At 62.0% G+C, this 14,456-nt stretch carries 9 protein-coding genes; 8 read left to right on the top strand and 1 reads right to left on the bottom strand.

Annotated elements, in window-relative coordinates; genetic code table 11:
- The first annotated feature begins 21 nt into the window (after positions 1–21).
- The 6 genes from GU3_RS11765 to GU3_RS11740 all read left to right on the top strand — a co-directional run bounded on the left by GU3_RS11765 (position 22) and on the right by GU3_RS11740 (position 8,941).
- Positions 22–1,137 carry an MFS transporter gene (locus GU3_RS11765; RefSeq protein ID WP_014292761.1) on the top strand — a complete coding sequence of 372 codons (1,116 nt, stop codon included), beginning with the start codon at positions 22–24 and terminating at the stop codon, positions 1,135–1,137.
- 249 nt (positions 1,138–1,386) lie between these two features.
- Positions 1,387–1,860, top strand: a complete 474-nt coding sequence (locus GU3_RS11760; protein ID WP_014292759.1) for a glycine zipper 2TM domain-containing protein — start codon at positions 1,387–1,389, stop codon at positions 1,858–1,860.
- A 695-nt stretch (positions 1,861–2,555) separates the two neighbouring features.
- The gene (gene hrpA, locus GU3_RS11755; RefSeq protein ID WP_014292758.1) at positions 2,556–6,431 is read left to right on the top strand and encodes an ATP-dependent RNA helicase HrpA; all 3,876 of its coding nucleotides are present in this window, start codon (positions 2,556–2,558) and stop codon (positions 6,429–6,431) included.
- Positions 6,432–6,838: 407 nt separating this feature from the next.
- Positions 6,839–7,126, top strand: a complete 288-nt coding sequence (rplY, locus tag GU3_RS11750; RefSeq protein ID WP_014292757.1) for a 50S ribosomal protein L25 — start codon at positions 6,839–6,841, stop codon at positions 7,124–7,126.
- Positions 7,127–7,272: 146 nt separating this feature from the next.
- Entirely contained in the window at positions 7,273–8,586 is a 1,314-nt protein-coding gene (locus GU3_RS17445; RefSeq protein WP_014292756.1) for a methyl-accepting chemotaxis protein, read from the top strand.
- 130 nt (positions 8,587–8,716) lie between these two features.
- Complete coding sequence (locus GU3_RS11740; RefSeq protein WP_014292755.1) at positions 8,717–8,941, top strand: amphi-Trp domain-containing protein; 225 nt, start codon at positions 8,717–8,719, stop codon at positions 8,939–8,941.
- On the opposite strand, the gene yegD is transcribed toward GU3_RS11740, so the two are convergent.
- The gene (gene yegD, locus GU3_RS11735) at positions 8,932–10,290 is read right to left on the bottom strand and encodes a molecular chaperone (RefSeq protein ID WP_041543752.1); all 1,359 of its coding nucleotides are present in this window, start codon (positions 10,288–10,290) and stop codon (positions 8,932–8,934) included. The genes GU3_RS11740 and yegD overlap by 10 nt on opposite strands.
- Before the next feature lie 138 nt (positions 10,291–10,428).
- On the opposite strand from yegD, the gene GU3_RS11730 reads away from it, so the two are divergent.
- Together GU3_RS11730 and GU3_RS11725 are read left to right on the top strand one after the other, a co-directional pair.
- Positions 10,429–13,122 (top strand): cation-transporting P-type ATPase, encoded by a 2,694-nt coding sequence (locus GU3_RS11730; protein WP_041543175.1) that lies wholly within the window; start codon positions 10,429–10,431, stop codon positions 13,120–13,122.
- A gap of 76 nt (positions 13,123–13,198) precedes the next feature.
- Positions 13,199–14,413 (top strand): IucA/IucC family protein, encoded by a 1,215-nt coding sequence (locus GU3_RS11725; protein WP_014292752.1) that lies wholly within the window; start codon positions 13,199–13,201, stop codon positions 14,411–14,413.
- Positions 14,414–14,456 lie beyond the last annotated feature (43 nt).

The raw sequence follows: 14,456 nt of genomic DNA, 5'->3' as shown, positions 1-14,456 counted from the left end.
CGCCTCGAAATCGGAGGCGCCATGCATCTTGTTCCCCTTTACACTCATTTGATCCTGCTGACCCTGGGCAACGCCTTTCTGGTGACCCTGGTGGCCGTGTACCTGAACGGCCAGGGTGCCCCTGCGGCGCAGATTGGCCTGGTGGGCGCCGCCTTCTATCTGGGCATGCTGGGGGCGAGCTTTTTTGCCGACAAACTCATTCAGCAGCTGGGCCATGTGCGCACCCTGGTGCTGTGCAGCGCCACCCTGGCGCTGGCGGCGCTGGCGCTGACCTGGACCAGCCTGTTGCCGGTGTGGCTGGTGCTGCGCATGGTGGCCGGCATGGCGGCGGCGGTGAGCTTTGTGGCGGTGGAAAGCTGGGTGCTGGGGGTGGCGCCGCTCAACCGCCGCTCCAGTGCCATGGCCCGCTACATGCTGGTGTATTACTTCAGTTACGGCATCAGCCAGCTGTTTATTGACTGGATCCCATTCGACAGCCAGGCCGCCTTCTGGCTGGCCGCCGGCCTCTGCGCCCTGGCGCTGCCGCCGCTGTGGTGGGCGCGCACCCCGGATCTGGACGCCGAAGCCGACGCCGAAGGCGCGGGCTCCGGCAAGCCGCCCCGGGCCGATCGGGCACTGGGCCTGGCCGGTTGTCTGGTGGCGGGCATGTTGCTGGGCGGCCTCTATGCCCTGATGCCCATTCAGCTGCAGCAGCTGGCCCGGGGCGAGGAAGTGGGGTTGTACATGGCCTGGCTGATTTTGTGCGGCATGGCCTTTCAGTTGCCCAACGGCAGCCTGGCGGATCGGTTTGGCAAGCGCGCCATGATGGTGGTGCAGACCCTGATGGTGGGGGGCGGGCTGTTTGCTGCTGTGGGAGTTCAGCGGCAACAGTGCGCTGATCCTGGCCTTTGCCCTGCTGGGGGCGGGCGCCTTTACCCTGTATCCGACCACCATGTCCTTTGCCTGCGGCAGAATGCACGGCCGGGCCCTGGTACGCATGACCCAGAAGCTGATGTTTGCCTACAGCATTGGCTCCCTCACCGGCCCGGTGATTGCCGGCATGATGCTGGAGAAATTCCAGGCAGGGCTGTTTTTATTCATTATCCTGCTGGTGGCCGGCTGGGCGCTGTGGCTGCTGCTGGTGCGGCTGGTGCTTGACAAACCGCTGGGCGATGCGGTGTAACACGCATCCACGTATAACGTAAGACGAGGGAATGTTTGCATAAAGTGAAGTTTGCACCGCTTAAAGCGGTGCTTATCATTTCACGCCTCACGCCTCACGCCTCACGCCTCACGCCTCACGTCTCACGCCTCCCTTCCTGATGAAACCACCAGGATGACGCCCCGGTCTTAAGAGTGTAATGTCAGCATTATAACAATCTGCATTCTTGTTACAGGGGGCTTTCCATGAAACTGAAACACCTTCCCGCCGTTGCGGTACTGGCCATGCTGGGCCTGGCCGGTTGCGCCAACACCGACGTGTACTCCGGTGATGTGTATAGCGGCAGCAGCGCCAATCGTGCTCAGAGCGTGACCTACGGCACCGTGGTGTCGGTACGGCCGGTAAAAATCCAGGCCGGAGACGATAATCCCAACGTGATTGGTACCCTGGGAGGGGGCGTGATCGGCGGCATTGCCGGCAGCGGCATTGGTGGCGGCACCGGGCGCTCCCTGGCCACCGCCGCCGGTGCCATTGCCGGTGCCATGGTGGGCTCCAAGGCCGAAGAAAAGATTAACCAGGTGAATGCGGTGGAGCTGGAAATCCGTACCGACAGCGGTGAGAACCTGGTGGTGGTGCAAAAGGCGGATCGCAGCTGGCAGCCGGGTCAGCGGGTACGCATGATCGGCTCCGGCAGCAGCATGAGCGTGGCCCCGTACTGAGGCCGGCTGATGAAAACAACAAAGGCGCCGAAAGGCGCCTTTGTTGTTTTCACAGGAAATATTGTTATTTCTTAGTGTTTTACAGTCCTGTCTTCCCGGGCTCAGTTAGAATTGTGCCAAGGAAGGTGCAGAAACGGCAAGCATGGTTGCGCAGACTGTAAAAATGACGGTTATCACTAACTCTTTCATTGTTTACCTTCCTTAACAGTGGGCTGTGTGATCACTATACCGGCAGACTGCTGGCGTTTCAATCCGTTTTTTGTTTTTTATTGGTGCTTGGTGTGCTGTTACTGCCGTAGCGCCTGTTTTTGTCATTAAGTTGGATTCAAACCCCATTGAATGTTGATGTTTGCGACAGGTATTTTACTTGTTTTATTTATTTTTCTCTTTTAAATCATATTTTTATGTTTTTTAATTGGTTTTTGAGTGTTTGGTGGCAGGTGGCGGCGCAACTTGTGTTGGTGAGGAAAAAAGCCGGTCTAAACCGCACTTGCCGGAAGGAAGGGATTCTTCCGGGGCTTATGCCTGGTGAAATTACGGTCACCAAAGTTGACGCAAAAGGCAAAAAGCGCGCTGTTCGGCCTGATGGGCGGTCTGAGGGCGGATGGTGGCCGGCACTGCATTCAAATGCCTGTTTCTGCTAGACTGCGCGCCAGATTTTTTGGCAAAACGTTTTTACAAACAGGGGTTCTGGTTTGGCACAGTCGGTTGAACAGTTGCAGGCAAGGCTGAAGGAATGCAGGGGCGCCGAGCGCGGGCGTTTTCGCCGCCGGCTGCAGGGGGTGGCAAGGCTGGCCGAGGCCAAGCGGCAGCCGGTGCTGGAGAAAATCGCCCTGGAGATGGCCACCTCCATGGCCGAACGCAGCCGCCGGCTGGAACTGCTGCAACACCCCATTGCCTATCCGCCCCAGTTGCCGGTGAGCGACAAGCGCGATGTCATCAAACAGGCTATTCAGGACCACCAGGTGGTGATCATCGCCGGTGAAACCGGCTCGGGCAAAACCACCCAGATCCCCAAAATGTGCCTGGAGCTGGGCTTGGGGGTCGACGGCACCATAGGCCACACCCAGCCCCGGCGGCTGGCGGCCCGCAGCGTGGCCACCCGTCTGGCTCAGGAGCTGGGTTGCCAGCTGGGCGAGCGGGTCGGCTTCAAGGTGCGCTTCAGCGATCAGGCCAGTCAGGAAACCCAGGTCAAGCTGATGACCGACGGTATTCTGCTGGCGGAAATCCAGCAGGACCGGATGTTGCGCCAGTACGACACCATCATCATCGACGAGGCCCACGAGCGCAGTCTCAACATCGACTTTATTCTCGGCTACCTGCGGCAGTTGTTGCCCAAACGCCCCGATCTCAAGGTGATCATCACCTCCGCCACCATAGACCCCGAGCGTTTCTCCAACCATTTCGAGGGCGCCCCCATTATTTCGGTGTCGGGCCGTACTTATCCGGTGGAGCTGCGCTACCGCCCGCTGGTGGACGACGACCGGGAGCGGGACCAGCTGCAGGGCATTTTCGATGCGGTGACCGAGCTCACCAAGGAAGGCCCGGGCGATATTCTGATCTTTATGAACGGCGAGCGGGAAATCCGCGATACCGCCGACGCCCTGCGCAAGCTGGAGCTGCGCCACACCGAAATCGTGCCGCTGTTTTCGCGCCTGTCCAACGCCGAGCAGAACCGCATTTTTGAATCTCACAGTGGCCGGCGCATTGTGCTGGCCACCAACGTGGCGGAAACCTCGCTTACCGTGCCCGGCATTCGCTACGTGATCGATCCCGGCACCGCGCGCATCAGCCGGTATTCCTACCGCACCAAGGTACAGCGCCTGCCCATCGAGCCGGTGTCCCAGGCCAGTGCCAACCAGCGCATGGGCCGCTGCGGCCGGGTGGAGGCGGGCATTTGTATTCGCCTGTACAGCGAAGACGACTTTCTCAACCGGCCGGAATTTACCGATCCCGAGATCCTGCGTACCAACCTGGCCTCGGTCATTCTGCAGATGCTCTCCCTGGGGCTGGGCGACATTTCTGCCTTTCCCTTTGTGGAGGCACCGGAAAAGAAACACATCTCCGACGGTATTCGCCTGCTGGAAGAGCTGGGCGCGGTGCAAAGCGACCAGAACGCGCTCACCCTCACAACCCTGGGCCGGGATCTGGCCCGGCTGCCGGTGGATCCGCGCCTGGGCCGCATGGTGCTGGCGGCCCGGGATCACGGCTGCGTGACCGAGGTGATGGTGATCACCGCCGCGCTCAGCATTCAGGACCCGCGTGAACGGCCGCTGGAAAAGCAACAGGCCGCCGCCGAGATGCATCGCCGCTTTGCCGACAAGGATTCGGACTTTGTGGCCTGGATCAACCTGTGGAACTACCTGAAGGAGCAGCAGAAATTGCTGAGCGGCAACCAGTTCCGCAAGCAGTGCATGAGCGAATTCCTCAACTACCTGCGGGTGCGGGAATGGCAGGACATTTACAGCCAGCTGCGGCTGGTGGTGCGCGAGCTGGGCTTTGCCCTGAACAGCACGCCCGCCGGCTATGACAGCCTGCACCGGGCCCTGCTCACCGGCATGCTGAGCCAGGTGGGGATGCGCGACGGCGATAAAAAGGACATTCTGGGGGCGCGCAACGCCCGCTTTGTGCTGGTGCCGGGCTCGGCCCTGGCCAAAAAGCCGCCCCGCTGGCTGATGGTGGCCGAACTGACCGAAACCCATCGGTTGTATGGCCGCACCGCCGCCCGCATTGAGCAGGACTGGCTGGAAGAGGCGGGGGCCCATTTGCTGAAGTCCAGCTACAGCGAGCCCCACTGGTCGAAAAAGCAGGGCGCGGTCATGGGCTATGTGAGCAAAAGCCTGTTTGGCCTGCCGGTGGTGGTGCGCCGGCGGGTGAACTACTCGGCCGTTGACCCCAAACTGTGCCGGGAGCTGTTTATTCGCCAGGCCCTGGTGGAAGGGGAGCTCAGCACCCGCCACGAGTTCTTTCATCACAACCGGGCGCTGCTCGATCAGGCCGAAACCCTGGAGCACAAGTCCCGCCGGCGGGATCTGGTGATCGACGACGAGACCCTGTTCCGCTTTTACGATGAGCGCCTGCCCGCCGACATTGTGTCCCTCCGCCATTTCGACAAGTGGTGGAAAACCGCGCGCAAGGCCAACCCCAAGCAGCTGCACTTTACCGAAGACATGTTGCTTAACGAGCGCGCCGGCGCCGTGACCGCCCGGGATTATCCCGATGCCTGGCAGCACGACGGCCTGAACCTGGCCCTAGACTACCAGTTTGAGCCGGGCAAGGACGAAGACGGCGTGACCGTGCGCATTCCGCTGCCGTTGCTCAACCAGGTGGCCGCCGAGCCCTTTGCCTGGCAGGTGCCGGGGCTGCGTCGGGAGCTGCTGGTTGGGCTGATCAAATCCCTGCCCAAGCCCATGCGCAAGCACTTTGTGCCGGCCCCCAACTTTGCCGAGGCGCTGCTGGCGGCCATGACGCCCTTTGAAGGCCCGCTGCTCGACCAGATGGAAAAGCACCTGCGGCGCATGACCGGGGTGACGGTGCCGCGCGAGGACTGGGACTGGAGCGCGCTGCCGCCCCATCTCATCATGCGCTTTGCGGTGGTGGATGCCGATGGCAAGGTGCTGGCCGCCGGCCGGGATCTGGAAGCCATCAAGCTCGCCCTGCAGGGCCAGGTGCAGACCGCGCTGACCCAGGCGGTGGACGACGACCGCTTTGAGCAGGAAGGGCTGACTGCCTTCCCGGCCCGGGCCATTCCCCAGACCTTTGCCGCCAAACGGGCCGGCTTTGAGGTGAAGGCCTACCCGGCGCTGAGTGATCAGGGCGACAGCGTGGCCCTGCAGCTGTGTGAAGACGAGTCCAGCCAGGCCCGCACCATGTGGGACGGCCAGTGCAGGCTGCTGCAGCTGCAACTGCCATCCCCCATCAAGTATTTGCAGGACAAGCTGCCCAACAAGGCCAAGCTCGGCCTGTATTTCAACCCCTACGGCAAGGTGCTGGATCTGGTGGACGACTGCATTCGGGCCGGCATTCATGCGCTTATGCGCGAACACGGTGCCCCGGCCTGGACGCCGGCGGAGTTTGAAACCTTAAAAGACAAGGTCGCCGGCGAGCTTAACCCGACTGTGGCGGCCATTGCCCTGCAGGTGGAAGAGGTGCTGAGCCGGGCGCAAGGCATCAAGAAACGGCTCAAGGGCAAGATTGATCTGGCCATGGCCATGGCGATGTCGGACATTCAGGCCCAGCTCGACGGCCTGATTTACCGCGGCTTTGTCACCGATACCGGCGCCGAGCGGCTGAAAGACGTGTGCCGCTACCTCGAGGCTCTGAGCCGCCGGCTCGACAAGCTGGGCATAGACCCGCACCGGGACCGGGCCCACCTGCTGAAAATTCAGGCGGTGCAGACCGCCTACCAGGCGCTGCTGAACAAGCAGCCCAAGGGCAAGCCCCTGGCCCCCGAGGTGAAGGAAATACGCTGGATGATAGAAGAGCTGCGGGTGTCCTACTTCGCCCAGACCCTGGGCACCCCTTACCCGGTGTCGGACAAGCGTATACTGCAACAGATAGAAGCGCTCTGAAGCTGGAAGCCGTAAGCTTTCAGCTATAAGCAAAACAAAAAAGGCGTTTTGATACTCTTTGCCTTACCAAGATGCCGATCGTTAGCAAACAGACAACGCCGACGTTACTCGAAGCAGCAGTGGGGATTGCCGGAGCTGACCATAAAATGCCATGGATGGCATTTTCGAGCGTACATGGGGCGAGCTTGCTCGCCGTGACGAACGATAAAAGCCTGACCGAACATTAAGTATGCTCGCAGCAGGTTTTTATCGTGAGTGGCAACCACTGAAGCGTGTCGGCGGAGTGCAACTGCGTTGGCGCTTCGCACTCGGCTTGCCCCAGGGTCACCTGCGTGTTAACATCCGCGCGCTTTTATCAAGGCGAAGGCCGGTCGCAGCCTTTGTCATTAACCTCAAGAGAGAAAATTATGTCATTTGTATTTGAAGCCGAAGTGCGTTCTGACCTGGGGAAAGGTGCGAGCCGCCGCCTGCGTCATGAAGACAAAGTGCCTGCCATCGTTTACGGCGGCAACCAGGAGCCGGTAGCCATTGCTCTGGACCACAAAAAAGCCATCATCGCTCAGGCCGAAGACGCCTTTTACAGCGAAGTACTGACCCTGGTGATCGACGGTCAGGAAGTGAAGGTCAAGGTACAGGACGTTCAGCGTCACCCCTACAAGCCCAAGCTGGCTCACCTGGACTTCGTTCGCGCCTAAGCGAAACAAGTTTCAGAAAAAAACCGCCGCAAGGCGGTTTTTTTTTGCCTGCTGTCCGGTCTCTTATCCGTTCCATGTACTCAATTGACCCGGTGTTCAAATAACGCCCCCTTTGTTGCAGGGGCGACCCAGTGTGGATGAAGACAATGTTCAGAAGTAAACAATGGCAACAGCGCATTACCGAGCTGGAAGCGGAGATCGGCACCTTTTACGGCATGCAGCAGGATTTGCAGGCAGAAATGATCTACTTCGCCCTCGGCCAGGACGGCCGCATCAGCGATCTCAATGAGCTGCTGTGCGCCTCCCTGGGCTACGCCCGGCAGGAGCTGCTGCACCGTCCGCTGACCGACATGATAGCGCCCAAGTCACAGAACAAGCCCCATTGCCGGCAGATGCTTGATGCCATTCGTCAGGGCCGGCACTGGCATGGCGCCTTGCAGCTGATGCACAAGAGCGGCCGGGAGCTGTGGTTTCGCACCATTCTGCAGCCCAGGGTCATGCCCCGGCAGGGCGGGGTGGAAATGCTGGCCTATTCCGCCGAGCTGACCAGAACCATTTCCCGCTCCCGGGAGCAGGAAGACATGCTGGCCGCCCTGAACCGCTCTTCGGCGGTGATCGAGTTCAGCCTGGACGGGCTGATCCTCAATGCCAACGACAACTTTCTCAAGGCCATGGGCTACCGCCGCCAGCAGATCATGGGCAAACACCATCGTCTGTTTTGCGATGCCGGCGAGGTGGATTCCGAGGCCTATCACCAGTTCTGGCAGCGCCTGCGGGCGGGGGAGTTTGTGTCCGGCCGCTTTTGCCGGCTCGACAGCCAGGGGCGGGAAGTCTGGCTGGAGGCCTCTTACAATCCCATACACGACGAGGGCGGCGAGCTTTACAAGGTGGTGAAGTTTGCCACCCTGATCACCGAACAGGTAAGGCGCGAGCTGGCCACCGCCGAGACCTCCAACATTGCCTACCAGATCTCGACGTCGACCGACGAAAATACCCTCAGGGGCATGGACGTGCTCGACGCCACCATCAGCACCATGCACGGCCTCTCCGAACAGATGGGCAGCGCCAGCAAGGGCATGTTCGAGCTGGACGTCCAGTCCCAGCGGGTGTCGGAGCTGGTGGACAGCATTCGCGGCATTGCCGATCAGACCAACCTGCTGGCGCTCAATGCCGCCATTGAAGCGGCCCGGGCCGGCGAGCAGGGCCGGGGCTTTGCGGTGGTGGCCGATGAGGTCAGAAAACTGGCCGCCCGCACCAGCGCCGCCACCGAAGAGATCATTCAGGTGGTGGCGGAAAACCGCAAACTGACCGAAAACGCCGTGTCGCTGATCGCAGAAAGCATGACCAAGGCCGAGCGGGCGCTGACGCTGTCCAGCGACGCCGGCAAGGTGATGCAGGACATTCAGCAGGGCGCCCGCCAGGTGGTAGACGCGGTCAGTCAGTTCAGGCAGAGCCTGTGATCCTGTCTGCTGGCACCGCCCGCCCGGCGGCCTTGATCAGGCGGCAGGGGGCGGTGCGGGCATGACGGTGTTATGTTTGTATGGGGTGGCAGCGTTGTCAGCCGAATATATTGCATCAGGAAGCGCCATCATGAGTGACAAACCAGAAAGAGATATTGAAAAGACCTATTCCACATCGGAATTTGTGGCAAAGCTGAGGCGTCTCGCTGACGCCCTGGAGAATGGCGATAAATTTGAAATACAGATAGCCGGCGAAAGGGTCTATGTGCCCGTTCGTGCCGTATGCAGTATTGAGCACGAACGGGAAGGTTCAGAGGAAGAAATTGAGTTTCAGATAAAATGGACTCATGAATAAATCTTTCCGGCCCAGCGGGCCAGGCCGGCGGTGACACTGCCAAAGTGATCCCCAACCACTATGGGCGTGTGCGGAAACTGCTGTTGCAAAAACCGGTTCAGCACCGGTGAGCGGGCAGTGCCGCCGGTCACAAACACCACCTCGGGCTGGGTGCCGGCCTCGTGAATGGCCTCGGTGATCAGCGCGCTAATGCGGTTCAGCTCCCGCTGGCAGGCCCGGGCAAGGTCGTCCCGATCCAGCCCCATGGCCAGCTTTTCATCGATGTCGAACAGTTCCACCCGCTGCGTGGCGTGCTCCGTCAATGCAATCTTGCTCTGCTCGGCGGCGTTCACCACCCGGTAGCTGAGCTTGTGCTTGTGCACGGTGAGCAGGCGATTTACCAGCTCGGGCTGGGCCGCATCCCGCACCAGCTGTTGCAGAAAACGGCCGTTGGCGGCGCTGTAAAAGTCCGTCTGCAGGTTGATGTCGTTAATGGCCACCGCCTGCCAGTAGCTGTTCACCGGCATGGCCTTGCCGGTTTTTAACAGGCTGTCCAGGCCAAAGGCCGGCATCAGGCCTTTCAGCGCCAGGGCAATGTCAAAGTCGTTGCCGCCCACCCGCTCGCCGCTGTGGCTCAGCAGATCCCGGCTGCGGTCCTGCGCCGCCGCTTGTTTGGGCCCCATCAGCAGCAGGGAGCAGTCGGTGGTGCCGCCGCCAATGTCCACCACCAGTACCCGGGTTTCCCGGCGCAGGCTGGCTTCGTACTCAAAGCCCGCGGCCACCGGTTCAAACTGAAACTCCACGTCCTTAAAGCCCACCCGTTTGGCGGCGTTGGTCAAAATGGCGATTGCCTGGCGGTTGCTGTCTTCTCCCCGCAGGCCCTGAAAGTTGACCGGCCGGCCAATCACCGTCTGGGTGACGGGGCGTCCCAGGGCGGCCTCGGTGAGCGTTTTTACGTTGCTCATCATGGCCGCCACTATGTCTTCAAACAGCGCAATTTGCTGGGGCAGCAGGCCGCTGGCGCCCAGAAAGGACTTGGGCGACTTGATGTAGTAGCCCTCGTCGGGCTCCTGCAGGTAGCGGGTCAGGGCATCGCGGCCAAAGGACAATTCGCCAGCCATGCCATCCAGTGCCAGCTCCTTCAAGGCCGCCTGTCCCTTTTGCAGGGCGAGGGTGCGTTGCTGCCTGAAGCTGGCCTGCTCCGCCGAGGGCAGTTGTTGGTACAGCCAGTTGACGATCACCTCACGGCTGGGGGCATACAGATTCGAGGCAATATACCGGCCATGATCCCCCAGCGGCACCATGGTCGGGTTGTTGCCATCCATCACGCCAACGGCGCAGTTTGATGTGCCGTAGTCAAATCCAATCATGGCGGGGCCCCAAAGCAAAAAATGGCCGCGCAGCATACCGGCATCCGTCGCTGCAGGCAAGGCGCTGGCCTCACGTCATCACGATGCAACGGTGAGATTGTATGCTTGATACAGTGGCGAACCAGGGCAGGCTCCAGCATGGCGAAACAGAAAACATGGCACAGCATGGAATGCGGGCAGGTATTGCATGCCTTGCAGGCCGGTGAGCATGGGTTAACCGCCACTGAGGCGGCGGCACGGCTGGCCAGGCAGGGGCCCAACCGCTTGCCGGCAGCGCCCAGCCCCGGGGTGCTGGTGCGCTGGTTGCGGCATTTTCACAATATTCTGATTTATGTGTTGCTGGTCTCGGCGGCCATTACCGCGGCCCTGGAACACTGGGCCGACAGCCTGGTGATCCTGGCGGTGGTGCTGGTCAATGCGATTATCGGTTTTGTGCAGGAGGGCAAGGCCGAGCGGGCCATGGAGGCCATTCGTGGCATGCTCACGCCAAGGGCGTCGGTGCTGCGTAACGGCGAGCGGCATTCCATTGCCAGCGAGGCCCTGGTGTCGGGCGATGTGGTATTGCTGGAGGCCGGAGACAAGGTGCCGGCGGATGTGCGGCTGCTGGCGGTCAGCGGACTGCAGGTGCAGGAGGCTGTACTCACCGGCGAGTCGCTGCCGGTCGACAAGCGCACCCAGCCGGTGCCGGCCGCGGCGGCGCTGGGGGAGCGGGCCTGCATGGCCTACAGCGGCACCCTGATCACCGCCGGCCAGGGCCGGGGCGTGGTGGTGGCCACCGGCGCCGACACCGAAATTGGCCGCATCAGCGGCATGCTCTCACAGGTGGAAACCCTGGCAACGCCCCTGACCCGTCAGATGACGGTGTTCTCGCGCTGGCTGACCCTGGCCATTCTGCTGGTGGCTGCGGTGCTGTTGGTGCTGGGCTCTGTGCTCAAGCCCCTGTCTTTTGCCGAGCTGTTTATGGCGGTGGTGGGCTTGTCGGTGGCGGCCATTCCCGAGGGGCTGCCGGCGGTACTCACCATTACCCTGGCGGTGGGCGTGCAGTCCATGGCCCGGCGCCAGGCCATAGTCCGGCGTCTGCCGGCCATCGAGACCCTGGGCTCGGTGTCGGTGATCTGCACCGACAAGACCGGCACCCTGACCCGCAACGAGATGATGGTGGCGTCGCTGGTTACGGCCGGCCATGGTTACGAGCTGGAGGGCGAAGGCTATGCCCCCCTGGGGGCGATCCGCGACGAGACCGGCCAGGAAGGCGTGGACGCAGATCCGGTGCTGCAGGAGATCGGCCGGGTGGCGGCCCTGTGCAACGACGCCACCCTGCACCGGCGCGGCGGTGTCTGGGCGGTGGAGGGGGATCCCATGGAGGGCGCCTTGCTGGCCCTGGCCGGCAAGCTGGGCAGGGATGCTCAGCGGGAGCAAGCCTGCTGGCCCCGCACCGACGTGATCCCCTTTGATGCCCGCCACCGTTTTATGGCCACCCTGAATCACAACCACCAGCACCAGGCGCTGGTGCTGGTCAAAGGCGCCCCCGAGCGCATTATTACCATGTGCACCGGCCAGCGCACCGGGCAGGGGGGCGTGGAGCCGGTGAACGCCGATGACTGGCACCGTCAGGCCGGGGCCATTGCAGCCCGGGGGCAGCGGGTGCTGGCGCTGGCCCAGCGCGCGGTCACGCCGGGCCACACGGTGCTGGAATTCACCGATGTGGAGCAGGATCTGGTGCTGCTGGGCCTGGTGGGGCTGATGGATCCGCCCCGGGCCGAGGCGGTGGATGCGGTGCGGGAATGCCACCAGGCGGGCATTCGAGTGAAGATGATCACCGGCGATCACAAAGACACGGCAATAGCCATCGGCCGGCAGGTGGGCCTGCTGCAACCGCAGCGGGTGCTGACCGGCACCGAGCTCGACGCCATGGACGACACCGCCCTGGCCGCCGCCGTGCAGGACACGGACATTTTTGCCCGCACCAGCCCCGAGCACAAGCTGCGCCTGGTGATGGCACTGCAGGCCCAGGGCATGGCGGTGGCCATGACCGGCGACGGTGTGAACGACGCGCCCGCGCTCAAACGGGCCGATGCAGGCATCGCCATGGGGCTGAAGGGCAGTGAGGCGGCGAAAGAGGCCGCCGAGCTGGTGCTGGCCGACGACAACTTTGCCACCATAGTGGCGGCGGTGCGGGAAGGCCGCACCGTGTACGACAACATCAAAAAGGTCATCAGCTGGACCCTGCCGACCAATGCCGGCGAGGCCATGACCATAGTGGTGGCCCTGATGCTGGGCATGACGCTGCCCGTCACCCCCATTCAAATTCTCTGGGTCAACCTGATCACCGCCATTACCCTGGGGCTGGCCCTGGCCTTTGAACCCACCGAGGCCAACACCATGCGCCGGCCGCCCCGGGCGATCGGGGCACCGTTGCTCAGCGGCGAGCTGGTCTGGCACATCGTGCTGGTCTCGGGGCTGTTTCTGGCGGGGGTGTTTGGCATTTATGCCCACGCCAGCTCCAGGGAATATTCCCTGGAGCTGGCCCGCACCATGGCGCTCAACACCCTGGTGGTCATGGAGATTTTTCATCTGTTTTTTATTCGCAATATGTACGGCACTTCCCTCACCTGGCAGGCGGTCAAGGGCACCCCTGTGGTGTGGGCCACCGTGATCCTGGTGATCCTGGCCCAGTTCGCCATCACCTATCTGCCGCCGCTGCAGGCGGTGTTTGACACCAAACCGGTGCCCTTCACGGAGGGAGTGCTCATCGTTGCCGTGGGTATGGCGCTGTTTGCCCTGCTTGAAACCGAAATGCAGTGGCGCCTGCGCGGCCGCAGGGACGGCTAGAGCCGGCCTGTGGCGGTGGCGTAGTGCGGTGAATATACTTTGCTCATTAGCTCGCGGAGGCAATTGAAGCCAGCCCATGATACCGACTCTCATTTACGCCGACCGATATCGCAACGAAGGCACCCGCAGTTACAGCCGCCATGCCGCCTATACCCAGGTCCGGGAGCCATATCGCCCCAATGCCGGCCACCGCGGCTTTGCGTTGCCGATGTTTGAGCTGCCCCGGGAGCAGGTGCAGCTGTATACGGCCAATCCGTCGCCGGCGTTGCGGCAACAGTACCTGCCCGGAGACAGGGTCCGTTTTTGCCTGCATCCCCAGGTGCTGGAAGAAAAGTCCGCGGATCCTTACGTCCGCCATACCCTGGCTATGGGCACCCGGTGCCGAAGCCTGGCGGTGGTGCCCAGTTCGTCCTCCAGAACCCTGTATGTGCAGGAGGAAGGCCTGCCCCATGCGCTGAAGGTGCATTTTCCCTTTCAGGTATCCCGTTACGATCGAAAGATGCGGGACGAGGTCATCGCCCAGGCGGTGAACGTGTCCCGGGAGCTGGAGCTGGGCATTGAGCAACTGGATGAGCGGTTCGCCTTTTTGCGGGAGGTGCTGGGGGTGGTGCACCGGAACCTGGGCAGCGGCCAGGGCCGGGGAGAAAACTGGGGTTATCTGGTGCGGGAAATGACCCCCTATCCCGAGAGGGCCGGCAACCGCAGTCTGCTGCCGGGGTTTGCGCTCTATGGTCAGGATTTTTTCAATCCCGCCATGCCGCCGCTGCTGTTTGAGCTGATCGGAGACCGGGAGCCGCTGTCGTTCGTGTTGCAGCAGATCCTGTTTCCCGTGATCCGCCACTGGGTGCAGGCGTTCCGGCACTTTGGCTACCTGCTTGAGCCCCATGGCCAGAATGTGCTGCTGGAAATTGACTCGGACGGCAACATTCCCCGCATTGTGCATCGTGACCTGAGCGTGGGCATCGACATGCGCCGACGCCGGGATCTGGGGCTTGGCAGCGATCACCTCAACGGCTACAACCGTATGGAGTCGAACGAGTTTCACAGTATTACCTACGACAAGTTCATGGGCAGCCATTTTTTTGACCGCATCGTGGCCGCCTGTACCGAGCGGTATCCGTCCCTGGTCAGGGCCGACTTCACCGGGCCCTGCCGGGAGGAGTTTGCCCACTGTTTTCCCGACCATGCCCGGTACCTGCCGCCCAGGGTGTGGTATTTCAGCGAGCTGCGGGACAGGTTCAACAAACCCCTGTATCAGGACACCGGCCAGCGGCCGGAATGGCGGCCCTGACCCTGGCGCTGCATTCTGGCTTGCGTCCGGTTGTTAAAGGCAC

This window comes from Oceanimonas sp. GK1 (assembly GCF_000243075.1).
Classification (GTDB): Bacteria; Pseudomonadota; Gammaproteobacteria; order Enterobacterales; family Aeromonadaceae; genus Oceanimonas.
The sequence above is the reverse complement of the archived record's forward strand: the minus strand, read 5'-3'. Positions and strand labels throughout refer to the sequence as shown.